This window comes from Flagellimonas marinaquae, assembly GCF_003992675.1.
Classification (GTDB): Bacteria; Bacteroidota; Bacteroidia; order Flavobacteriales; family Flavobacteriaceae; genus Flagellimonas; species Flagellimonas marinaquae.
This window is the reverse complement of record NZ_RZMZ01000004.1, coordinates 118,761-143,975: the sequence shown is the minus strand read 5'-3', so window position 1 is coordinate 143,975 and position 25,215 is coordinate 118,761. Positions and strand designations below refer to the sequence as shown.

Below are 25,215 nucleotides of genomic sequence, written 5' to 3'. Positions count from 1 at the left end.
GATTGGCTAAAAATTATTTAACATTTCTTGATGATGAATGTGTTTTTACTATCTGCCATTTTTCATCTATCTTCTTAAGGATAGAAGTCGCCACCCCTTTTTTCTTTATGGTTCGAGTATTGGCTTTATCATCGGGATTGAGAACTATGGTGTAGACATAAGTTTCGGTAGTAAACGCATAGGGCAAATCTACTTCTGCATCAATTTCATAATCTGAAAATTCAAACTTCTTGAAATGCCCCAATTCTGGACCCAAATGATGTTCTATATAGTGGGCATAGGTGCCTTCAACACCACCAGATTCAAAAACCTCGGAATCTTCTGTAAATAAGTCAAAAGTACCTTCGGTTGTCAAGTTTTGTAGCGCATCTTTGTAGGTTTTCATTACTTTAAGCACGGCTTGCTTTTCTGTGTTTGTATCTTGTCCGAACACTTGGCTTGTTGCTATTATAATTAATGCGAATATTGTAGTTTTTCTAAGTGCATTCATCCTGTTTATTTTTAAGAATTTTTACTCAAATTCATTTATATCATTATTCATCTTTCTAATATTTTTTATTGTGCCTGACAAGGGAAGGGCTACTAACTAACCAACCATCAACTTTCCCTTCCCATATCAGGACTTTATTCCAAACTGTCTTTTAACGCTGTCATATAATCTATTATCATCCTCTTATCTTCATCTGAAAGAATTGCATCTTTATGAATGAGTGTATAAGAATCCAAGGGCATTTTATCTTCTTCGATTTGGCTTATGATAGACCGAAGTTTACTATTCTTTCGCCGGTCTGAATATGTTGCCCATTCATTAAAATTAAGTTCGTCCTTACCTTCTTGTATGTGATCTTCCAGAAACCAAGCCGCAGGCTGTATCTTACTATACCACGGATAATCTGTATTATTACTGTGGCAATCGTAGCAAGAAACCTGCAACCGATTTTTTATCGTTGCAGGCACTTGATTTTCGACCATAAAATCACTTTGCGGTACATAATCGCTCTCGTTCAGGATTATTGGAAAGAACTGAATCACTACCAATGCCACAAGGGCAAGCCACGCTATGATTTTTAAAAACTTCAATTAGTTGATTTCTCGCTGTACTTTACCGCATTTCAACATTTTATCACCGAAATAGGGGTTTCTAATTTCTTCGTTCATACTAAGCCAAGCACCACCTTTATTGTTATCATACATTGGGCAGAATTGCTCATAAAGCTTCATCCCTGTTCCCGTAATGGCAACCATATCTGTAACATCTTTACTCAATACTTTGAAATGCTCACGCTGATGTTTGATGTCACTTTCTGAAATATGCTCTGCGTGTTCCGTAGCATCTTCGATAATGTCATTCAATTCTGATTTTTCACTTTCAGAATATTTTGATGCATCAAAAGATTTAAGAGATTTAACCAATGTGCCTCCCATTTCCTTTGCTTTATCATTATCATCGCCTACGAGGGCATCTTTAAGACTGAAATAGTCATTAAGAACCGCTTGTGCATTCCCATCTCCGTTCATTGCCATTTCCTTTTTCTCGCTATCATGATGCCCATCGGAATTATCGTGGTTCATTTTTGAATGGTCTTCCTCAGTACTCGTTTCAGAATTGGTACTGCTTTCTGTTTTAGCATCTTTACAAGACACTACTGTTAAGGTTACAAATGCTATTGCAACCACTCCTAATACTAATTTTAATTTGCTCATTTTTTGTTTGTTTAAAAGTTATTAATCGTTTTTTTTAAAATCGGGCTAAAAGACCGCCACCCCAGCCATATCTGTTATTATAATTTCCTTGTATTGAAAAGTTGCGGGATAAGATATATGAAGCTCCAATTAACCATTGAGTTTCACCTTCATAAGATTTGTTATTTTCTAACTCATTGACCCATCCAAAATCTGCTCTGTACTCATATTCACCTTCCAAGAAAATTCTTGGAAAAATCAACAACTCCCTGTCCAGACGTATTCTTGGGCGAAGTTGATGGTCAATACTCACATCCACATTAAACCTATAAGGCGTGAAATATTTAACTCCAACCAATCCCACAGTATTGAATGTATCATAAGAATCTGGTGTTGAAGTTTCAGTATTTACGCCTGCGTACACGCGTACCCAATCATTGAGATATCTATTATAATTCACTTCTATCTCGGCATTTTGGTTATAATCAAACTCGGCACGTAGTCCAAATTCGTTGCGGATGTTGCTCGACATCAATAAAAGTTCATTAAAGTTTGAACCTCCACGAAGCATTCCCCACGAATAGTAATGGTCTGTCTCGTCAATTAGGTTTTGTACTGGATAAGGTTTCATCCTTTCATCTCGTGGTGTATCATAGCTAAATACTCTTGCCATACCACCCATCATATGATATAGTACGTGACAATGAAAGAACCAATCACCATATTCTTCGTTATAAAATTCGATGACCACTTTTTGCATTGGTGGTACGTTAACCGTGTGCTTTAATGGTGAACGCTCTCCATTTTCATTAATCACCCTAAAATAATGACCGTGCAAGTGCATTGGGTGGTGCATCATTGTCAGATTATTTAAGGTAATCCTTGTAACCTCATCACTTTTAATTTTAATTTTGTCTGTTTCCGAAAGTGGTACGCCATTCATACTCCAAACATAGCGCTGCATATTACCTGTTAGATTCAGTAAAATTTCATTTACTGGCACATCAGTCTTAAAAGTGGTGTTTTCCTTTGCCTTTAAAAAATCATAATTGAAATAAGTTTTACGTGTATCATAATTAAATGAAGCGGTGTCCTTTTGCATCGTAGACATCTTATGATTCATTGGCGTCGCATCCTTTTTCATTTCCATATTCATTTCATTCTCCATCTTCATCTGTCCGTCTTTCATATCCATATTCATCTTCATTCCATATTTCTGCATTAGGGCTTCGGGTGTATTTCTATTTTTATTTCCCACTAAAGCAGGTGCACCCATCTTCATATCCATTTTTGCCATTTGCTTCATCATAGCCACTTTATCTGGTCTGTCTATTACAGTTGCTGGATACAATTTTCCGCTACCCAAGTGAATGGATGTACTACCAGAACCATCTTGCGCTGTGGCAGTAATTTCTAAAGTGCCTTCTGGAATGGTTACAATGACATCATAGGTTTCGGCAATTGCAAAAAGAAATCGGTTTTTATATTCTGGTGTTACATCCACACCATCACTCGCAACTATCATCGGGTTACCACCACCAAAATCCACCCAATAATAAGATGAAGCAGATGCATTGATAAAACGTAGTCGTACTTTTTCACCTGTTTTAAACTCTGGATATTCTGCAAGTTTTTTACCATTGGACAAGAACGCAGGATAGTAGATGTCTGCAATATCTGCACCTTCCATTCTATCACGCCAAAAATTAAATTGTGCTCCCAGTGCACCTTCTTTAATCACTCTACTTAATGGTACTGCTGTCCCTTTTTTAACCTGATACCATTCGTTTCCTCGTTTAAGGTTTCGCAACACATTCATTGGTTTTTCGTTGGTCCAGTCAGATAACACTACAACCAAATCTTTGTCGTAGTCCAAAGTCTTTTCTTTAGGATGAATGACGATTGAGCCATAAACTCCTTTTTGCTCTTGTAACATCGTATGGGAATGATACCAATATGTACCAGATTGGTTTATAGGTATTCTATATTGAAATGTAGTATTTGGTTTTATAGGTGGCGTAGTTAAATAAGGCACACCATCATAAAAATTAGGAAGTATTAAACCGTGCCAATGTACAGAGGTTTCTTCATCCATTTTATTGGTTACGTTAATAATGGCAAGGTCACCTTCATTAAATTCTAATGTAGGACCTGGAATGCCACCATTAATTGTCATTCCGTTTGCGGTTACACCTGCAAGGGTTATTTCATTTTCTTCGATAGTAAGGTTATATTCTTTTATGTTTCGACCTTCTTCTTTTCTATCTTCACCATTTGTCCCAACTTGGGCGAATGTAATTGAAGTTAAGAATAAGAGAAGTATTGTGTTAAGTGTTTTCATTGTTTACTTAATTAAATAATTAATGATTGTACTTTGCACATAGTAGGTCTTCACAGATTCTATTTGGTTTATTTGAAACTTTAATTGCAATTCCTGAATGTCCAGCACATCATTAAAATCGATAGTGACGGTCTCATAGTTCTTTACCAGAATTTCTTCGGCATCTTTGGCTTGTTTCAGGTTACGAGCTTGTGTGTTGTATGCTATGCGTGCTTGGTTACGTTGTGATTGCGCTTTCGCGAAAGCGGATTCCAGCACATTCAATCGCTGTTCCCGTTGGGTTTCTATTTCTTGCTGTCGCAGTTCATTTTGCCTTGAAATGGATTTGTAGCGATTGTTGAAAATGGGGATGGAAACCGACACCATCGGCATCAATACATCTTTCCCATTATCGCTGAAATTGACATCGCTGCGTTCCGTTACGGGCAGGTAGTCTAAACCAAAACCAATCATAGGCAAACTCTCGCGCTGGTTGAGCAGTTCAGATTGTGCTACCGATTCATAGAGTTTGTCATATTTGAGCAGTTCGGGATTGAGTGATAGCGCTTCATTAGTATAAAATGGGTCTTCCTGTGGAATTTCCATTTCTGGAACAACGTCAACCGTCATCATTGCATCACGGTTGAGCAAATTGTTAAAAGTCGTTTGTTCTGCTGTAAATTCTTCTTCCAGCACTTCCTTTTGTTGTTGTAATTCATTTTGTCTAATCTGAAGTCGCAACACATCTACGGCACTCGCTTTGCCCACTTCTACAGATGTGAGTGCAAGTCGTTCGTAGGTTTCCAGTAGCTGTATATTTTCATCCAGTACGGCTTGCTTGGCTCTTATGGCAAATAGACGATAATAGGATTGTGCGACCGAAAGTGCCAGCTTACGCTTTGCAATCGTAATGTCCACATATTCGGCATCTGCCATTGCGGTGGCATAATTTTCACGAGCTGTAATAGTACCGAACCACGGCAACATCTGTTTTACGCCTATTCGTGCACGTTGCGCACCCACTCTTGTTTCAGGCTCGCTCACAAAGTAGCCGGCACTTACTTCGGTATTTGGAATCCAGTTGGCTTCGTTTACCTTTTCTTCGGCGATGTTGTATCGCAATTCAAAGGCTTGAATTTCTGGATTGTTGGCTTCAGCTTCCTGAATGTAGGATTGTAATTGTTGCGCTTTCGCGAAAGCAGTAACAAACAAGAACACCAGTATATATTTTAATTTTTTCATCTGTTTGCTTTTTTAAGTTGGTATTCCTTTTTCCAGCTGTACAGGACTGGCAATAGGAAATAGGACGTGACATCGATTATCATTCCGCCAAAAATGGGAATTGCCATCGGTATCATTATATCGCTTCCCTTTCCTGTGGATGTGAGTACGGGAAGTAGTGCCAACACCGTAGTTACAGTAGTCATTAAACATGGACGAATGCGTTTACCTGCGGCTTCCAAAGTGGCGAGACGAATGCCCTTTTTATTGTCTGGTTCGTTGCTTTTGAAAGATTGGTCTAAATAGGTGGCCATTACCACACCATCATCCGTAGCAATACCGAAGAGGGCAATAAAACCTACCCAAACGGCCACACTTAAATTGATGGTTTTCATATTGAACAAGTCCCGCAGATTTTCGCCAAAAAAGCCGAAGTTGAAAAACCAATCTTGCCCGTACAGCCATATCATTATAAAGCCACCTGCAAAGGCCACGGCGATTGCAGTAAACACCATAAGAGACGTAGAGACGGACCTGAACTGGAAATACAAAATCAAGAAAATGACGAGCAAACAAAGCGGTACGACAACCGATAGCGTTTTTTCTGCCCGTAACTGATTTTCATATGTTCCCGTAAAACGATAGCTCACGCCCTGTGGTACGACCAGCGAACCCTTATCAATATTTTGTTGAATCAGCGCTTGGGCATTTTCTACCACATCCACTTCGGCAAAGCCGTCGAGTTTATCAAACAGCACGTAGCCAATTAGAAAAGTGTCTTCACTTTTAATGACTTGTGGACCTTGTTCGTAGCGTATATCTACCAATTCGCCCAACGGTACAGGGCTACCTTTTTCCACTGGAACATAGATATTTTTAAGGTCGTCTGGGTCTGCCCGTAACTCTCGTGGATAACGCACACGCACCGCATAACGCTCACGACCTTCAACAGTTTGCGTGAGTGGCATTCCGCCCACGGCCACTTGAAGGATTTCCTGAACTTCCATTATGGACACACCATATCGAGCCAATTGGTCTCGCTTAATATCTATGAGCAAGTAGGGTTTGCCCACGATTCGGTCTGCAAAAACAGCTTGTTCCTTAACGCCTTCGGCTTGTTTTAGGATATCTTCCAATTCCAGTCCAAAACTTTCAATAGACTTTAAATCGGGACCTTTTACCTTGATGCCCATAGGTGCGCGCATACCTGTTTGTAGCATTACCAGTCGTGTTTCGATAGGTTGCAGCTTGGGTGCCGATGTAACGCCTGGTAATTTGGTTACTCGAACTATCTCGTTCCAAATATCATCTGGACTTTCAATGTCCGGTCGCCAGTTTCGGTAGTACTCGCCATCGTCATCTTCAATCAAGTCTTCGCGTGTAGCAGTCGTTTTTAGCGATGTTTCGGCATAGTTGACGCCTTCATCTATCTCATTGTTTGGGTTGATAATGAATTTGTTATTCTTCAGTACAAATAATCCATCGTCATTGACCTTGTAGCGTTGTCGCTCGCCATAACTATTCCGCATATATTCCGATTTATACTGAATGACATTCTCATACATCGAGAGCGGTGCTGGGTCGAGTGCGCTTTCCGTTCTTCCCGCTTTTCCTACTACGGTTTCGATTTCAGGGATGCTCGCCACAGCCATATCAAGTTGTTGTAGAACACGTTTGTTTTCTTCAACGCCTGCGTGTGGTAAGGATGTAGGCATCAGCAAGAATGAACCTTCATTCAGCGCTGGCATAAACTCTTTGCCTGTGTTTCGCATAATAATGATACCCAACGTGAGCACCGTAGCCGGAACGATTAAGAATAGATATCGGTTTTGAAGTGCCCATCGCAAAATACGCTCATAGTATATCCTGAAAATCGAGAACACACCAAGTAGTCCAAAACAGATAATGGACACAAATATCAAGTTCATCACAATACTTCGGTCAAAGCCTAATGGTCGCCAATAGGTAGCGAGTAGGAATACGATGGCGACCGATGAAATGATGATGTACAGAAGGTTTTTACGCTTTCGCGAAAGCGTATCGCGCATTTTTAAAAATGATGTTGCAGCAAAAGCGATAAGAATTAGCCCCAACCAAAAGCCGTAAACGATGGCGAGAATTCCCAATAAAACAAGTAAGCCATTGATGGCATGCTGTGTCCGTTCACGCACATTCGTCTTACGGAAAAGGAATGCCGCAATGGGTGGAATTATAAACAGCGCAATGATAAGGGATGCCGTGAGTGCCATTGTTTTAGTAAATGCAAGCGGGCGGAACAGTTTTCCTTCGGCACCAATCATCGTGAATACAGGCAGGAAACTAATAATAGTCGTTAAAACAGCTGTTAGAATAGCACCAGAAACTTCAGCCGTTGCGTTGTAGATGATTTCGTTCGTTGTGTACTCGTTACCGTTTTCATTAAGGCGTAACTTTTTATCTTCCAAGTGCCGAATCATATTTTCGGCGAGTATCACGCCTACGTCCACCATTGTACCGATGGCAATGGCAATACCCGAAAGGGCGACGATGTTTGCATCTACATTAAAGAGCTTCATCGTGATAAAAACCATCAAGACGGCTACGGGCAACAATCCTGAAATAAGGATGGATGCACGTAGGTTGAACACCATTATGATAATGACCAAAATGGTAATCAAGATTTCCAAAGTCAAGGCTTCGTTGAGCGTGCCCAACGTTTCTTGTATGAGTTCGGTACGGTCATAAAACGGTACGATGGTTACTTGTGAAGTGCGACCATCTTTCAATGTTTTTGTGGGAAGTCCAGCGCTTATTTCAGCAATTTGTGCCTTAACATTGTTAATGACTTCCAGCGGATTTGCACCGTAGCGAGCAACTACGACACCACCTACGACTTCGGCACCTTCCTTGTCGAGAATTCCACGTCTGGTAGCAGGTCCCAAATGAACATTTGCCACGTCCTTGATACGAATAGAAGTAAAGTTTTCTGAATCAACCACGGCATTTTCGATATCTGCGATAGATTTTACATAACCCAATCCGCGCACGAGATATTCAGCTTGATTGATTTCGAGGGTTTGTGCGCCTATGTCCTGATTGCTCTGCTTTACAGCCTTGACCACATCGCCCATACTTACATTGTACTGGCGCATTTTTTCTGGGTCAATATCCACTTGGTATTCCTGAACATACCCACCTATGGAAGCCACTTCAGAAACACCGCTTGCAGATGATAACCCATATTTCACATAGTAATCCTGAATACTACGCAATTCCTGTAAATCCCAACCGCCAGTAACGTTGCCATCTTTATCACGACCTTCCAGCGTGTACCAAAATATCTGTCCAAGACCTGTGGCATCTGGCCCTAATGATGGATTGACACCATCAGGTAATAGGTTTGCAGGAAGTGAGTTCAGTTTTTCAAGTATGCGACTGCGTGACCAGTAGAACTCGATGTCTTCTTCAAAAATGATATAGATGCTTGAAAATCCAAACATAGAAGAACTACGGATGGTTTTCACGCCTGGAATACCGAGAAGCGAAGTGGTAAGAGGATATGTGATTTGGTCTTCAATGTCCTGTGGCGAGCGCCCTTGCCACTTGGTAAAAACAATTTGCTGGTTCTCGCCAATATCAGGTATGGCATCAACGGCAACTGGGTCTGTAGGTAAAAAGCCCGTTTCCCAATTAAAGGGTGCGTTGACCACGCCCCAACCCACGAATAGGGCAAGTAGTAGAACGGCAACAAGTTTGTTTTCTATGAGAAATTTAATGCTCTTATTCAGCATAGCATTTGATTATTAGATAATTGGAATTACGTGTTGCAGAATATGGCAAACACGAGTTTTAGCCCACTACAGCATAGCTATTGGGCTTCATTCAAAAAATCTAACAAATCAAATTAAGAAAGTCTGGTGCAGCACTTGCACATCCCGTTTGACAAAGGGTCGCGGGTAATCTTCAAAAGGAACTTCTTCAGATTCGGTTCCTTCAAATAGGTTTATATAAGAGTATGTAAAAGCAGCGATGAACGTTTGCTGCTCAAAAGAAAGCGTGTCAAAAGATATTTTAAGGTCGTCTTTGCCTTCCTTTACAATTTGCTCGTCAGAACAACAAGATTTCTCAGTCATTTTAGGATTCTCACAACTTTTAACTGGTTGTGCTTTTTCCATTCCACAACCTTCAGCTTTTGAGAATAAACTAAAATCGACCAAATTGTCCCCACAATAATGCATATCCACAGTAAATGACATTGTAGAGAACATCACTACAAAAGCCATCGAAATAGATAATATTTTATGGAAAACCTCTTTCATCGTTGCAAAATTACAAAATTTTGGAATTAACCGCATTACTTTAAGTTAAGTTTAAGGCAATCAATCGATGAAAAGTTTTATAAGGGAATGTTTTATGTCGCAAAAAAACCTTGAAAAACAAAAGCTGTTGTTATATGTGTAACCCTCCCTTTTGTCGGGCTATTTATTGGACGATTTTTATTTGTCAATAAAATTGCATTTGCAGTTTTGGATTGACAAAAAAATAACCCATCCGAATTATCGAATGGGTTTTGAGATTTTTTGATCTATTATAGTTCGAATGCAAGAATCTCCTGCTCAAACTCCGACTTTCGTTCCTCCAAGGTATTCTGCAATTGTGTGGTCACCAAATTGATGAGATTGCTGTTGGTTGTCTTGAATTCCAATCCATGGGAATCCCTGATGTAAAATGAACTGGAACCGTCCTGGTTGTAGTTGAACTTGGTGAGTTCTCCAAGGGTCTGGTTCAGGCGTTCCCTGTTGGTCGCCAAGCCTCTCAACTTTTCAAACTTCTGGATCCGGCTGTCGATGCTGATTTTGGGAACCACCACCGGTGCCTTGGCTTCTTTGGTCTTTTCAGTACCATTGGCGTTACCAGTAGCCTCCTTGGTCAGTTGGTCTTTGACATCCTTGTTGGATGCTTTTTGTCTTGTTACCGTTTTCTTGGTTCCGGTCTCTTTTGTTTTTGTTTCCATGTTAAATGAATTTTTAATTAAACAATATTTGAGCATGTAACAAGTGGTAGACAAAATTTTGGAGCGGCAAGGAAACGGAATAAAAAGGGACAAAGGAGCGGCTTTATGCCGTCCCTTGTCCGACAAACTTTTGCGGGCTTAGCTTTCGATGATATTGGTTAAGCTATTAAATTTTATCTTATGATCCGCAGGTTGGCCCCAGGTTTCTGGCCATTCACTACTTCCTTTTCGGGACTTTTTTCGAGAACCGCTTTCAACTGGGCCATATCCTTGCTGATCTTTTTCTCCACCACCCTTGCATATTTTTGGGTGGTCGATAGTTTGGTGTGCCCCAATAGCTTGGATACCGTTTCCAAGGGAACATTGTTCATTAGGGTAATAGTGGTCGCAAAAGTGTGCCTGGCCACATGAAAGGTCAGGTGCTTATCGATTTGTGCCTTGGTGGCAATCACCTTTAGGTATTTGTTTACTTTTTGATTGGAATATACAGGCAATAACGTATGGTCATTATCGACATTGGCATGACCGGAATACTTGTCCAATATGGCCTTGGCATGATACAGCAGGGGAATCCTTACAGGTGTCTTGGTCTTTTTCCGTTTGACATTGATCCACTCTTCTCCATCTATTCCTGTTACAATATCACTTCTCTTTAAGAGCTTGACCTCAATATAGCTTAGGCCTGTATAACAGGCAAAAAGAAATATATCCTTTACAATGGCCTTGCCGCTATCCTTGATTTTAGTGGAAATCAAGCGTTGTATTTCGGCCTCTTCCAAAAAATCACTGTCGTAATCCTCGAACTTCATGTTGTACTGGTTGAAGGGGTTTTGGGGGATGCACCTGAACTTGAAGGCTATGCCCACCAATTTCTTGAACCGCTCCATGTGCTTCATGATGCCATTATTGGTCAATGGCTGGGCCTTATTGATCGGAGGGCAATTTCTAAGGAAGCTCTCGAATTCGACCAAAAAGGCATAATCTATAAAGGACAATCTTATGTCCTGTGAGTTGAACTTTTTCTTTACGAACCGTTTTAGGTAGGTTTCCGTGGCCGAGTAGTTCTTGATCGTGCCCTTTGCCAATTTTGGCATTTCATGGGTGCGATGGAATTCGATGATATCCTTTAATGTCCTGACCACCTTGTCCTTTCCAAGGTAGCGCAATTTGATGATCTTTGCGTTGATCACCGCTCCCTCCCCTATTAACTGCCGATGGCACTCCAAGAGTTTGGCGTGAACATCGTCTAGATATCGGTTGATGCTGTTCGCTTCATTGGCACGATGATCGATTTTGCCCAAAATAGGACACCATCGTTCTTCAAAAGTTGATCTATGGACACTGAGGTCGGAATAGCGGCCCTCAAATCTTATACGGGCATAAATGGGAATCCGGCCATCTTTTTTTTTGGCCGTTTTTTTTAGCCAAAAGCTGATACTGAATGAATTAGAGCTATTCATGTGTTTTCGCCTTAAGTGGAACAATCCGTTGAGCGAAAGTCAAATCACACGAAATATCAAATCGGGAAATACAAGATAAGGAATTTCCCCCGACAAAAATAGGACATCATATAGGACATCCTCACCCTTGATTTCAGACCAAAACAAAAAAAACCAGAAAAAATTAATTTTCTGGTTTTCAATTATTTATGGTTTAGTTTGTTGTTAAAAAAACCATGTCTGTCGGGGTGGCAGGATTCGAACCTGCGACCTCCTGCTCCCAAAGCAGGCGCGATAACCGGGCTACGCTACACCCCGAAGTATTTTGGAAAAAGCGGAGAGACTGGGACTCGAACCCAGGCAGCACTTACGCGCTGACAGATTAGCAATCTGCTCCGTTACCACTCCGGCACCTCTCCTTTGTATTATTATGAACGTGCATTCTGAAAATGCGGATGCAAATGTACCTTTTCAGTTACAAGATCGCAACTATTTTTCCATTTTTTTGACGGAACTTTTACAACTGCCCTGCTATTCAGGATATTCCACCCGCAAATGATAGATATTCGTAAGCTTTTGCTTCAGAACTTTCTTTACCATCTCGATTTCCTTTAGTGTAATATTGGCGTTCAAGTATTGGTCGGCCTGCATCTGCCCTTTCACAATTTTTTCTACAAACTCATCGATGATGGCAAAGGTGGGGTTCTTAAGGCTCTTCGATGCTGCCTCCACAGCGTCAGACATCATCAAAATGGCCGTCTCCTTGGAAAATGGGATGGGTCCGGGATATTGAAAACTCTCCATATCCACCTCTTTTTCCAATTCTTGCTGTTTCTTATAAAAATAATAGACCACCGTGGTCCCATGGTGGGTACGGATAAAATCTATAATTCGGTCGGGGAGGTTATTTTTTCTGGCTATCTCAATTCCATTGATTACGTGATCTATAATAATCTTTGCGCTCTCTTTGGGGGGCAGGTCATCATGCGGGTTAACATTGGTAATTTGGTTTTCCGTAAAGTACGTAGGCTGCTCCATCTTACCGATATCGTGGTAAAGGGCACCTACCCTAACCAACATCGCATTGGCCCCTATTTCGTTGGCTGCTGCCTCGGCTAGATTGGCCACCTGTAAGGAATGGTGAAATGTACCGGGTGCCTTGTCCGACAACTCCTTGAGCAGCTTGGAATTGGTATCGGACAGTTCCAAAAGGGATACATCGGAAACCAGTCCGAAGAGCTTTTCGAACATATAAATCAAGGGCTGTGCAAATAGGGTCAACAGTCCGTTCAGGACAAACACCCCGAACAGTATCCATTCAATGTTCTCCAAATTCCCTTCATGGATGGCGTGGAATGCAAAGTATCCGATGATATAAATCAGTGTAATCTGTCCTACGGAAATGAACAGGTTGGCTCTTTTATAGAGTTCTGAAGCTGTCAAAATGGTTACAATTCCCGCAATAATCTGCAAAAAGATGTATTCAAAACTATTCGGGACCACAAAACCAAGAATAAGCACCGTCAATACATGAACGAACAGCCCCAACCTGGCATCAAAAAAGTTTTTGAGGACCAATGGCAGAATACAGAGCGGAACCATGTATATATAGTTCTCATAATGCTTCACCATTAGGGTCGTGGCCAGCACCATCAACAGAATGTTGAAGAAAATAAAGGTTACCTTGTTATTATTTTCAAATATGTCGTTCCGATATCTTTTCAAGAAAAGAAATAACATGATCAGTACCAGGGCAACCAAAATAGTATAGCCCAATAAAATGAAATAGTAGTTGCTTCCCAACCAAAGTTCGGACTCGTACTCACTTTTGAGAGAGTTCAATACTTTGAAATCCTCTGGTTCCACGATTTCGCCTTTGGCAATGATCAATTTTCCCTGATCTACTTCTCCTCTGGTATAGGAAACCTTGGAAAGTTCATCGTTTAATGCGCTATCGGTAAGCACTTCGTCGTAGAACAGATTGGCCCTAAGATTGTTCTTTATGATTGCCTGTAGTGAGGCTGCTCCTGAAATATTCGCATCTACCAAGCGTTGGGAAATCTCCTTTTTGGCCTCTTCCACATTGAGGTAATCACTTGGCGACATGGGCTGGGCCTCATTATTCTTCACCACTACGGCAAGTTCGGATTCGGGTAAGTTTTGAAATACACCGTTGACGTAAATTTCATCGATGAGTTCCTCAGCAAGATTTCTGAGTGCTTGGCGCTGCGATGAACTGAACGATTCCGATTGAAAAAGTACATTCAATTCTTGGGCCACCTCCCTTTGCACATCGGATACGGTTGCCGTGTTATATGTAAAGTAATCCGTTTTGTTCTTTCGGATGGCAGACTTCTCTGCCTCTATTTCTTCGGGGGTCTTTTGAATAGAAAAGTCGATAGGGGCATACAAATTTTCATATTGCCAAGGCTTTCCTCTTTGAAAATCGTATTTGAACTTTCCGCCCTTTGGGAAAAAGAACACGATCAGAGCCACCGAAACCACATATAGGAAATACTTGTAGACCAGTGATTGGTGCTTATAGACGTTATCCAATGTTTTTCCCATTCCTTATGCTGTTGATTTCAAAAATAGAAAATATATGTTACAAGTAGGTCGCCATGCCTCCTTACGGTTTGCATTTAAATTTAGTATTTTCGCAGGAGTAAAAATGCACATATGAAAAAAGTAGTAATCGTATCCGCCGCACGAACCCCAATCGGAAGCTTTATGGGAGCATTGTCTACCGTTCCCGCTCCCAAATTGGGTGCTGTGGCCATAAAAGGGGCTTTGGATAAAATAGGCCTTAATCCAGAACTGGTTGAAGAAGTATTGATGGGGAACGTAGTACAGGCCGGCACTGGACAGGCACCTGCGCGACAGGCCGCTATTTTTGCCGGTATTCCCAACACAGTTCCCTGTACTACAGTGAACAAGGTGTGTTCCTCAGGAATGAAATCGATCATGCAAGGCGCGCAATCCATTGCTTTGGGTGAAAATTCCATTGTTGTGGCCGGCGGGATGGAAAATATGAGCTTGATACCGCACTATGCCTATATGAGGACCGGAACCAAATTTGGACCTACCACTTTGGTGGACGGGATGCAAAAAGACGGCCTTGTGGACGCCTACGACCAAAACGCCATGGGGGTCTGCGCCGATGCCTGCGCTACAACATATAAATTCAGCAGGGAAGACCAGGATGCCTATGCCATCCAATCCTACAAAAGGTCTGCTGAAGCTTGGAAAGCTGGAAAGTTCAACAATGAAGTAGTACCCGTTGAGGTGCCCCAACGCAGAGGAGAGCCCATAGTGGTCAGTGAGGATGAGGAGTTCAAAAATATCAAGTTGGAAAAAGTACCGGCATTAAGGCCTGCCTTTACCAAGGATGGGACCGTTACTGCAGCAAATGCGTCCACCATCAACGATGGAGCAGCGGCAGTGGTGCTGATGAGCGAAGATAAAGCCAAGGAGCTGGGACTTACCCCATTGGCCACCATAAAGGGTTATGCCGATGCGGCACACGAACCGGAATGGTTTACCACGGCCCCTGCAAAGGCATTGCCAAAAGCGCTGGACCGTGCGGGAGTTTCCATTGAGGATATTGATTATTTTGAGTTCAACGAAGCTTTCTCGGTAGTGGGATTGGCCAATATGAAAATTCTTGGCCTCAACGATTCCAATGTCAATGTAAACGGTGGTGCGGTATCCCTCGGTCACCCACTTGGATGCTCTGGCGCCCGTATTACCATTACCTTGTTGAATATATTGGAACAGAACAATGCCAAATTGGGTGCCGCAGCCATTTGCAATGGTGGCGGTGGGGCATCGTCCATTGTTCTGGAAAGAAATTAGTGATTCAATCCGTACCGTAAATGCAATATGGAATTTGTCCTCTGAGTATTGTTCCCATTAGAACAAATCCGGACGATTGTGCCGAAATGTCATCCCAATTATTGTATGGGGAACATTTCAAAGTCTTGGAAAGCAGAAAAAAATGGAGCAGGATACGAACTGCTTATGACAAATTTGAAGGTTGGATAGCCAACAATCAGCTTACGTTCATTTCCGAGCCGATCTATCATGAATTGGAGACCTTGGAGACGCAAAAAATATGCGCTGACCTTATTTCCCATATCTGCACCCATGACGGTATGTTACTGCCCATTCTGATGGGCTCCATGGTCAATGCGCCTGCTTTGTTGGAACATTCCTTCGAAGGAAACGTCTGCCACGGACATAAACCTAAAGAGAGTCTGATCAACACGGCCATTTTATACCTCAAAGCGCCATTTTTGGCGGGAGGCAAGACGCCTTTTGGCATAGATTGCTCTGGTTTCACGCAAATGGTCTATAAAATAAATGGATATGTATTGGCCAGAACGGCCATGGAACAGTCCAAGCAAGGCGAAGCCTTGAGTTTTATAGAAGAGAGCGAACCCGGGGACTTGGCGTTTTTTGATGACAATGAAGGTATTATAGACCATGTGGGCATCATTTTGCAGGACAACCACATCATCCACGTGAATGGTCATGTCCGCATCGACAGAATAGACCATACTGGCATATTCAATACGGAGGAAAAATTATACACCCATCAACTCCGGGTCATTAAAAAAGTGATATAAAAAAAAGCCCCAAAATATGGGGCTTTCTTTTTTTGAATCGCGGGATGGTTGATTACTCTCCCAATAGCTTTTTAATTCTCATGAAGTTTTCGTTGTCGCCCAAAGCGCCATAGATATTCTTCAATTGAGTAAGGATACTCTCATTATCTGGATTGGATTGTAGTGCATCTTCCAAAACGGTAGCACCTTCCCTAAATAGACTGTCTTTCTTATCCTTAAGCTCATCGTACTTTGCGATTTCAGCTTTTGAAGTACCCAATGCGTTCATTTCATCGATAAGACCATTACCTTCGTTTACGTAGGTTGTGGAAAGGTTCAAAAGAGCATTGATGTATCCAGGATCAATGGCCAATGCTTTTTTATAGGCATCCCTTGCATCTTCCAAATTGCCCTGCTCCATATTGATTACACCAATGTTGTAAAGCAAATCTGGATTATCAGGGGCCATGGCAGATGCCTGTCCCATCAACTCCTTGAACTTTTCCTTATCGCCCATAGTGTAGTGAAGGTTGGCCTCACCCAATACCAAGTTAACATCGTCTGGGTTTTCTGCCCTAGCATCGGCATACGCGGCAATCGCCTTTTCGTTCTCACCCATTTGCTGGTATATCAACGCAATGTTCTTAACGATTTCCGGCTTTTTGGACGGACTTACTTCCTCTTGTGGATCTTTGTGCGTTCCTGCTTTTACGTAAAGGTCGCGGGTAGCCTTGTCCATGGTCTCTGTTTCTCCAGTTTCCACATTCACAGCTGTGTAGGTTACAGATTCACCATTATAACCTAGATCCTTAAGCTCTTTGTAATACTTTAGGGCCTCATCATAATTTTGGCCATTTACGGCACTACTCGCAGCATAATACAAGTAAACTGTGTCCCGTGGGCTTAATTTATAGCCCATGTAAAGTTTCTCAGCGGCTTCAGCGAACTTTTGGTTGTTGTTGTCCTCTACTGCGGCATTCACCAAATCAGCTGTCATTTGCCCCATTTTTTCTCTGGCAACGGAAGTATATTTTTCCTTTCCACTGGCTTCTTCCACGGCAATTACCTTGTTATAAGCATCCAAAGCGGATTGAAAAGAGGCTACATCACCTTTTTTGGCCAATTCGTAGTTGGCGTTTCCCAAAAGTGCATAATACTCGGCCTGATCTTTTTCCTTGGCCGAATCAATGGTAGACGCGGCACTTACCAAAGCAGCCTTTGCTGCTGCGGCATCACCGTCCTTTAAAGCCTTTTCCGCCGTCTTCATCTCATCCTTTTGGGCAAAACCCATTGCGGATACTCCTATGGCTGTTAGTATTAATAATCTTGTTTTCATGTTTAAAATTGAAATTATTTAGTGTTTACTGATTATTCCTTAATATACAAATTATTGTTATTCGTCCCTATTTTCATCAATAGCCGTGCCATCTTCTCCTTTAACCTCGATATCACGGATGTCCACCTCATCGACATCATCGTCTTCTTTAACGACCTTGGCCACTGCTGCAATGGAATCATTGTCTCTAAGATTGATCAAGCGTACCCCTTGTGTAGCTCTACCCATCACTCTTAAATCTTCGACCCCCATTCGTATGGCAATGCCCGACTTATTGATGATCATGAGGTCATCCGTATCGGTTACGTTCTTGATCGCGACCAAACCGCCTGTTTTCTCGGTAATGGAGATGGTCTTCACTCCTTTTCCGCCACGGTTGGTGATACGGTAATCCTCAATGTTGGAACGCTTTCCGTAGCCCCTTTCGGAGACTACCAAGATATCATCCTCAAAATTATGTACGGAAACCATTCCTACGACCTCATCTTTGTCATCGGCCAAGGTAATACCCCTAACTCCCGAAGCGTTTCTTCCCATAGGCCTTGTCTTGGATTCCTCAAAACGTATGGCTTTTCCAGACTTAAGTCCCAGGAATATCTGGCTGGTACCCGTGGTGAGTTTGGCTTCTAAAAGCTCATCATCCTCGCGAATGGTAATGGCGTTGATACCATTTTGTCGCGGTCTGGAATATTGCTCCAAAGAAGTCTTTTTAACCGTACCCTTCTTGGTGGCCATAATCACAAAATGACTGTTCACATATTCCTCATCCTTAAGGTCTTGAGTACAGATAAAGGCTTTCACCTTGTCATCCTGCTCAATGTTTATCAAGTTTTGGATAGCCCTACCCTTGGAAGTCCTGCTTCCTTCCGGAATTTCGAACACACGCATCCAGAAGCATTTCCCTTTTTGGGTAAAGAACAGCATATACTGGTGGTTGGTTCCCACAAAGAGGTGCTCCAAGAAATCCTCGTTACGGGTAGAAGAGGCCTTTTGACCGACTCCTCCCCTATTTTGGGTCTTGTATTCGGAAAGCGGAGTTCTTTTGATGTAACCTGCATGGGAAATGGTAATGACCACTTGTTCATCGGGAATCATATCCTCAATGCTCAAATCCCCACCGGCATAATTGATTTCAGATCTTCTATCATCACCGTATTTCTCCTTGATCTCCAGAAGTTCATCTTTGATGATCTGCATTCTGCGTTCCTTTTTCTCCAGAATGTCCTTAAGGTCTTCGATAGTTTTTAACAGTTCGGCATGCTCTTCACGCAACTTGTCCTGTTCCAGACCTGTCAATTGGCGCAAACGCATTTCAACGATGGCCTTGGCTTGGACCTCGGTCAATTTGAAGCGTTCCATCAGACTGTTTCGGGCTTCTTCAACATTGGCCGACCCTCGGATAATGGCAATCACCTCATCGATATTATCGGAGGCAATAATAAGACCTTCCAAGATATGTGCCCGGTCCTCTGCCTTTTTCAGCTCAAACCTAGTACGACGCACTACAACTTCATGCCTGTGCTCTACAAAATGGTAGATGATGTCCTTCAGGTTCAACAATTCCGGCCTACCTTTTACAAGCGCGATATTATTGACACTGAACGAAGATTGAAGCGCCGTATACTTATACAGCATATTGAGAACAATATTCGGAATGGCATCACGCTTAAGAATATAAACGATGCGCATTCCGTTTCTATCGGACTCATCACGAATATTGGATATACCTTCTATTTTCTTTTCATTGACCAAGTCGGCGGTCTTTTTGATCATGTCCGCCTTGTTGACCTGATATGGAATTTCGGTAACAACGATACATTCCTTCCCTTGCACTTCTTCAATAGTAGCCTTGGCGCGCATTACTACACGGCCTCGACCTGTATGGAACGCCTCTTTTACGCCATCATATCCGTAAATGATTCCCCCTGTTGGAAAATCCGGTGCTTTGATGTGCGTAATTAGCTCATCGATTTCTATATCATTATTGTCTATATAGGCAATGGTACCATCCACCACTTCCGACAAATTGTGTGGAGGCATGTTGGTGGCCATACCTACGGCAATACCCGATGCCCCGTTCACCAAAAGGTTTGGGATACGGGTAGGCAATACGGTTGGCTCCTCGATGGTATCATCAAAATTGAGCTGATGGTCTACGGTATCCTTATCGATATCGGCCAACATCTCCTCAGCGATCTTACGCATTTTGGCCTCGGTGTAACGCATGGCCGCAGGACTGTCACCGTCCACAGACCCAAAGTTACCTTGACCATCGACCAACATGTACCTAAGGCTCCATTCCTGGGCCATACGGACCATGGTATCATAAACGGAAGAATCACCGTGTGGGTGATACTTACCTAAAACCTCACCCACGATACGGGCCGATTTTTTGTGCGAACTATTGGCCCTCACCCCTAGGTCGTGCATTCCGTAGAGCACTCTTCGGTGGACCGGCTTTAAACCATCACGAACATCTGGCAGGGCACGTGACACAATGACCGACATTGAATAATCAATGTAGGCAGATTTCATCTCATCCTCAATGTTGATAGGAATTAACTTTTCTCCTTCCGCCATCCTTATTTTGTATTGTTATTTTGTGGTTAAATTATCATGGCAATATACAGAAAATAGCAGCCTTTATAACCCTTTGCGAATACTTTATTAAAAAAATTATCAACAGTTGGGCTATTGTGGACAATGCCATAATAAAGGTTTGTTAAATCGCCAAAAAACATTAATTATTCCGACATTTACCATTACTTTATCGAATAAGGGTATGGTATTTGACCACCATAACAATACTTTTATTAATTTTAATTGCTGAAAGAGAAACGTATGGACGATAATTTTTCCCCCCGCGTAAAGGACGTTATAGCATACAGCAAAGAGGAAGCTCTCAGACTGGGCCATGATTTTATTGGCACAGAACACCTGATGCTTGGTCTTTTAAGAGACGGAAATGGCAAAGCCATAAATATATTGGACGCACTCGATGTGGACTTGGACCACCTGCGCAGAAAGGTGGAAATACTGAGTCCTGCCAATCCTAATACAGGAACGATGCAGAAGGACAAAAAGAATCTTCACCTGACCCGCCAAGCGGAACGGGCATTGAAGACCACCTTTTTGGAAGCGAAGCTTTTCCAAAGTTCTTCCATTAATACAGCGCATTTGTTGCTCTGTATCCTTAGGAACGAGAACGATCCAACAACCAAGCTGTTGCATAAACTGAAAGTGGATTACGACAATGTCAAGGAACAGTTCAAATCCATGATTACCAGCGATGATGATTATATAGATACACCCCAAGCGGAATCTTTCCCAGGGGATACAGATGATATGGGAGATAGCAAAGAAAGTTCCTTCGGCTCCGGTGCTTCACAAAAAGGAAGCAAAAAGTCCAAGACCCCTGTTTTGGACAACTTTGGACGGGACCTTACACGTTTGGCCGAGGAAAACAAATTGGACCCCGTAGTGGGTAGAGAAAAGGAAATTGAGCGTGTTTCCCAAATATTGAGCAGACGCAAAAAAAACAATCCACTGCTTATAGGTGAGCCCGGAGTGGGTAAAAGTGCAATCGCCGAGGGATTGGCGCTGCGCATCATCAACAAGAAAGTTTCCAGAATCCTCTACAACAAAAGAGTTGTGACCTTGGATTTAGCCTCTCTGGTCGCAGGAACAAAATATCGTGGACAGTTCGAGGAGCGGATGAAAGCCGTGATGAACGAACTGGAGAAGAACGATGATATCATTCTTTTCATAGATGAGATCCACACCATTGTAGGTGCAGGTGGCGCAACAGGGAGCCTAGATGCCTCCAACATGTTCAAGCCGGCATTGGCAAGAGGTGAAATTCAATGTATAGGTGCCACTACACTGGATGAATACAGACAGTACATCGAAAAAGACGGTGCCCTAGAGCGACGTTTCCAAAAGGTCATGGTAGAACCTACCACGGTAGAGGAAACCATCGAAATTTTGATGAACATCAAAGGCAAGTACGAAGAGCACCATAACGTCAATTATACGGATGAAGCCATCTTGGCCTGTGTAAAATTGACCAATAGATACATGACCGACCGTTTTCTGCCGGACAAGGCTATTGATGCCTTGGATGAAGCTGGTTCCCGTGTACACATCGTAAATATGGATGTTCCAAAGCAAATCCTGGAACTGGAAAGCCAATTGGAAGATGTGCGCGAACTGAAGAACAGTGTCGTCAAAAAACAGAAATACGAAGAAGCAGCCAAGCTAAGGGACGACGAAAAGCGTCTTGAAAAAGAATTGGCCACCGCCCAAGAACGCTGGGAAGAAGAGAGCAAATTGCATCGCGAAACCGTTACTGAGGACAATGTTGCCGATGTAGTTTCCATGATGAGCGGAATCCCCGTGAATAGAATAGCACAAACGGAAAGCAACAAACTTGCCGAGTTACCGAACCTGATCAAAGGTTTTGTCATTGGGCAGGATGAAGCCGTATCCAAAGTGGCCCGGGCGATACAACGAAATAGAGCGGGGCTCAAAGACCCGAACAAACCCATTGGGTCATTCATTTTCTTGGGACAGACCGGTGTAGGAAAGACCCAACTGGCCAAAATTTTGGCCAAGGAACTCTTTGATTCCGAAGATGCCCTTATCCGAATCGATATGAGCGAATACATGGAGAAATTTGCCATATCCCGATTGGTTGGTGCACCTCCCGGGTACGTAGGTTATGAAGAAGGCGGACAATTGACGGAAAAAGTACGTCGCAAGCCGTATTCCGTAGTGCTGCTGGATGAGGTGGAAAAAGCACACCCCGATGTTTTCAATATGCTGTTGCAAGTATTGGACGATGGATTCCTAACGGATAGCCTTGGGCGTAAAATCGACTTTAGGAATACCATCATCATCATGACATCCAATATTGGAGCCAGACAGTTGAAGGATTTCGGTCAAGGTGTTGGCTTCGGAACAGCTGCCAAAAAAGCTCAGGCCGATACCCACCAGAAAAGTGTTATCGAAAACGCCCTTAAAAAGGCTTTCGCACCAGAGTTTTTGAACAGGATAGACGATGTTGTGGTCTTTAATCCTTTAGAGCGTGAGGATATCCATAAAATTATCGATATCGAGCTCAATAAGCTGTACAGTCGCATCAAGGATATTGGTTACGATTTGCACCTATCCGATGAGGCCAAGGATTACATTGCCGACAAAGGTTTTGATAAACAATATGGTGCACGACCTCTAAAAAGAGCCATCCAAAAGTATATTGAGGACGCCCTTGCAGAGGAAATCGTAAACTCCAAATTGGAAGAAGGTGATAGTATTTTTATGGAACTCGACGAGAAAAAAGAAGAACTCACCATTGAAATAAAAAAAGCGGAGAAATCTCCTGAGGCAGAAAAGTAACCTCAAGATGAGACAATCACAAAAAAGAAAGCTGACAGTCGTCAGCTTTTTTTTATGCCCGTAATTACCGTACATACGATATTTTAGCGTTTAATCTATTATTTTTTCGTTAAGTGTGATCCCCACATACTTTCGTAAGCGAGACACTATAATTACGCTTGGGGATGAAAATAACTTCTAATAAGAAGACTGTGGTGGTACGCGAGTATCGGCTGGAGGTGGGAACCGTGCAGGTCTTTGAAAACTACATGGTCGCTTCTTTTGATGAAGGTGCTACTATAACATTAGAGAGGACCTATCAAATCATTGGGATTTCGGAAATACACTTTAGGGACAAGGACTTTGGCTACATCAGCCTTAGAAAGAATTCCTATGCAATAGACCCCACTGTGTACAATTATTTAAGAGGGTTGGATAACCTCAAGGCATTTGCCATTGTTTCCAAGAAGGAAATTGATATGCACAATTTCAACATAGAAAAAATGTTCTACAAAAAACCTATGGAATTTTTCATCGAGTTTGACAATGCTCTTGCTTGGGTGCAAAAACGGCTAGGGCTCAAAAATGGGAGAAACAGCGCTTAATCCTCAAGCATTATCCCTCTGCTCCATCTCAGGTTGACGAAGAAGTTCCGTGTAAGCGTTACCGATATATTCCACAAGATGAGACGCCTTCATAGCCTCATATCCCCTTACCGATACCGCCAAATCACCCGCCAAACCGTGCAGGTAAACACCAAACATCGCAGCTTCTAAAGGTTCGTATCCTTGTGCCATTAGACCTGTGATCATTCCGGTGAGCACATCACCAGAACCCGCGGTAGCCATACCTGGATTTCCAGTAGTGTTCACATAGCCTTTATCCTTATATACGGTAATCGTATGTGCCCCTTTAAGTACAAGTACCACGTCGTACTTTGCCGAGAAAGCCATAGCTTTTTCCAGTTTTTCAAAATCCGAATTCCAATAGCCCATTAAGCGGGCCAACTCTTTCGGATGGGGTGTTAACACCGACATTTTTGGTACATCGTTTAGCATGTCCGGGTTTTGGGATAAAATATTCAATCCATCAGCATCAATCACCATGGGCACATCAGAACCCTTTAAAAAAGTACCAAAGGCGGAAACCGTATCATCATCCATTCCCATTCCCATTCCCACACCAATGACAGAGGCTTCAAACGGAATATCAATATCTGAAATATACTTGTCACGGGAGCCCGTCAACACCATGAGCTCTGGAACTGCAGTTTGTAGGGAATCATAGCCACATTTGGGCACAAATGCCGTAACCAAGCCGCTACCAACACTCAAACAGGCGTTGCTGGCCAATTGTACGGCACCGATTTTACCGTAGCTCCCCCCTATCATGACCGAATGACCATAGTTTCCCTTGTGCGAAAATTTCAATCGGGGACGGTATAGGGGCAACACTTCCGGTCTGCCGATCAGTTCAAAAGCAGTTTCGGTCTTGGCAATGTATTCGGGATCTAGACCTATATCCAAAATCTCCCATTGATTGAGATACACGCCTGTCTCAGGTAAAAAGAACACCAGCTTCGGAAATTGAAAACTGAGCACATAACTCGCCTGAATCACGTATTCAGGGTTCCATGGAGCCTTATCCATAGGCAATCCCGAGGGCACATCGACCGACAGAACAAAAGCTTGGGAAGCATTGATATGTGCTATTAAACGACCTACCCAATCATCCGGTACCCGGTTGATACCAATACCAAAAATCGCGTCCACAATAATATCGTTGGCAGATAGTTCGGGAAGATCACTTTCCTCGGCAATCACATTGGGCCATACCTTGCTTTCCTTTAATCGCTTCAGGTTGAACAAAAAATCCTCCGAACGCTTATCGCTATAGTTGACCACGTGCACTTTTATCGAATACCCATGTTGTTGCAACTTTCTGGCCAGCACCAAACCGTCGCCACCATTGTTACCAATACCGCAAAACAATTGAATCTTTACTTGTGTGCCCCGCAAACGGGAATGCATCCACTCAAAGAGCTGGTCTGCAGCCCGTTCCATAAGCTCTTCGCTCTTTATCTGTTCCTTTTCAATTGTGGATTTATCAGCTTGATAGATTTGATCGGCAGAAAAAATTTTCATTCGGCAAAAAATATGGCGTATTAATACAGATTTCGCAAAACCAACACATACGATTTGATGCGGTTATCAAAAATACTACATTTATCACCTCATTTG

17 protein-coding genes and 2 tRNA genes are annotated in these 25,215 nt (G+C 42.5%); 4 read left to right on the top strand and 15 right to left on the bottom strand.

Annotated elements, in window-relative coordinates:
- Nucleotides 1-13 precede the first annotated feature (13 nt).
- The 12 genes from EO130_RS01885 to EO130_RS01830 form a co-directional block, all read right to left on the bottom strand.
- Entirely contained in the window at nucleotides 14-490 is a 477-nt protein-coding gene (locus EO130_RS01885) for a YybH family protein (protein WP_127139834.1), read from the bottom strand.
- 134 nt (nucleotides 491-624) lie between these two features.
- Nucleotides 625-1,080: a heme-binding domain-containing protein gene (locus EO130_RS01880; RefSeq protein ID WP_127139833.1), complete on the bottom strand. Its 456-nt coding sequence runs from the start codon at nucleotides 1,078-1,080 to the stop codon at nucleotides 625-627.
- Complete coding sequence (locus EO130_RS01875) at nucleotides 1,081-1,704, bottom strand: DUF3347 domain-containing protein (RefSeq protein ID WP_127139832.1); 624 nt, start codon at nucleotides 1,702-1,704, stop codon at nucleotides 1,081-1,083.
- Nucleotides 1,705-1,738: 34 nt separating this feature from the next.
- Entirely contained in the window at nucleotides 1,739-4,024 is a 2,286-nt protein-coding gene (locus tag EO130_RS01870) for a multicopper oxidase domain-containing protein (RefSeq protein WP_127139831.1), read from the bottom strand.
- A 3-nt stretch (nucleotides 4,025-4,027) separates the two neighbouring features.
- Nucleotides 4,028-5,245 carry a TolC family protein gene (locus EO130_RS01865; RefSeq protein ID WP_127139830.1) on the bottom strand — a complete coding sequence of 406 codons (1,218 nt, stop codon included), beginning with the start codon at nucleotides 5,243-5,245 and terminating at the stop codon, nucleotides 4,028-4,030.
- Nucleotides 5,242-8,994 carry an efflux RND transporter permease subunit gene (locus tag EO130_RS01860; RefSeq protein WP_127139829.1) on the bottom strand — a complete coding sequence of 1,251 codons (3,753 nt, stop codon included), beginning with the start codon at nucleotides 8,992-8,994 and terminating at the stop codon, nucleotides 5,242-5,244. Before EO130_RS01860 ends, EO130_RS01865 begins: the two co-directional genes overlap by 4 nt.
- Nucleotides 8,995-9,102: 108 nt before the next feature.
- Nucleotides 9,103-9,522 carry an HYC_CC_PP family protein gene (locus EO130_RS01855; protein ID WP_127139828.1) on the bottom strand — a complete coding sequence of 140 codons (420 nt, stop codon included), beginning with the start codon at nucleotides 9,520-9,522 and terminating at the stop codon, nucleotides 9,103-9,105.
- A 269-nt stretch (nucleotides 9,523-9,791) separates the two neighbouring features.
- Nucleotides 9,792-10,217 carry a hypothetical protein gene (locus EO130_RS01850; RefSeq protein ID WP_127139827.1) on the bottom strand — a complete coding sequence of 142 codons (426 nt, stop codon included), beginning with the start codon at nucleotides 10,215-10,217 and terminating at the stop codon, nucleotides 9,792-9,794.
- Between the two features lie 173 nt (nucleotides 10,218-10,390).
- A complete protein-coding gene (locus tag EO130_RS01845; RefSeq protein WP_127139826.1) occupies nucleotides 10,391-11,677 on the bottom strand; it encodes a site-specific integrase in 1,287 nt (428 codons plus the stop codon).
- A gap of 222 nt (nucleotides 11,678-11,899) precedes the next feature.
- Nucleotides 11,900-11,974, bottom strand: a tRNA-Pro gene (locus EO130_RS01840).
- A gap of 17 nt (nucleotides 11,975-11,991) precedes the next feature.
- A tRNA-Ser gene (locus tag EO130_RS01835) sits at nucleotides 11,992-12,075 on the bottom strand.
- Nucleotides 12,076-12,187: 112 nt separating this feature from the next.
- Nucleotides 12,188-14,224, bottom strand: coding sequence for an HD family phosphohydrolase (locus tag EO130_RS01830; RefSeq protein WP_127139825.1), 2,037 nt, complete (start codon nucleotides 14,222-14,224; stop codon nucleotides 12,188-12,190).
- Nucleotides 14,225-14,335: 111 nt separating this feature from the next.
- Between EO130_RS01830 and EO130_RS01825 the strand changes: the two genes are divergently transcribed.
- Both EO130_RS01825 and EO130_RS01820 read left to right on the top strand, forming a co-directional pair.
- Nucleotides 14,336-15,511, top strand: coding sequence for an acetyl-CoA C-acyltransferase (locus tag EO130_RS01825; protein ID WP_127139824.1), 1,176 nt, complete (start codon nucleotides 14,336-14,338; stop codon nucleotides 15,509-15,511).
- Nucleotides 15,512-15,531: 20 nt separating this feature from the next.
- On the top strand, nucleotides 15,532-16,284 hold the full coding sequence (locus EO130_RS01820; protein WP_127139823.1) for a C40 family peptidase: 753 nt from the start codon (nucleotides 15,532-15,534) through the stop codon (nucleotides 16,282-16,284).
- Between the two features lie 52 nt (nucleotides 16,285-16,336).
- On the opposite strand, the gene EO130_RS01815 is transcribed toward EO130_RS01820, so the two are convergent.
- Nucleotides 16,337-17,599: a tetratricopeptide repeat protein gene (locus EO130_RS01815; RefSeq protein WP_127139822.1), complete on the bottom strand. Its 1,263-nt coding sequence runs from the start codon at nucleotides 17,597-17,599 to the stop codon at nucleotides 16,337-16,339.
- Nucleotides 17,600-17,656: 57 nt separating this feature from the next.
- Nucleotides 17,657-20,179, bottom strand: coding sequence for a DNA gyrase subunit A (gyrA, locus tag EO130_RS01810; RefSeq protein ID WP_127139821.1), 2,523 nt, complete (start codon nucleotides 20,177-20,179; stop codon nucleotides 17,657-17,659).
- A 261-nt stretch (nucleotides 20,180-20,440) separates the two neighbouring features.
- Here gyrA and EO130_RS01805 point away from each other — a divergent pair, with 261 nt between their 5' ends.
- Together EO130_RS01805 and EO130_RS01800 are read left to right on the top strand one after the other, a co-directional pair.
- The gene (locus EO130_RS01805) at nucleotides 20,441-22,996 is read left to right on the top strand and encodes an ATP-dependent Clp protease ATP-binding subunit (RefSeq protein ID WP_127139820.1); all 2,556 of its coding nucleotides are present in this window, start codon (nucleotides 20,441-20,443) and stop codon (nucleotides 22,994-22,996) included.
- Between the two features lie 164 nt (nucleotides 22,997-23,160).
- The gene (locus EO130_RS01800; protein WP_127139819.1) at nucleotides 23,161-23,580 is read left to right on the top strand and encodes an STAS/SEC14 domain-containing protein; all 420 of its coding nucleotides are present in this window, start codon (nucleotides 23,161-23,163) and stop codon (nucleotides 23,578-23,580) included.
- Nucleotides 23,581-23,583: 3 nt separating this feature from the next.
- On the opposite strand, the gene EO130_RS01795 is transcribed toward EO130_RS01800, so the two are convergent.
- Nucleotides 23,584-25,119 (bottom strand): NAD(P)H-hydrate dehydratase, encoded by a 1,536-nt coding sequence (locus EO130_RS01795; protein ID WP_127139818.1) that lies wholly within the window; start codon nucleotides 25,117-25,119, stop codon nucleotides 23,584-23,586.
- Nucleotides 25,120-25,215 lie beyond the last annotated feature (96 nt).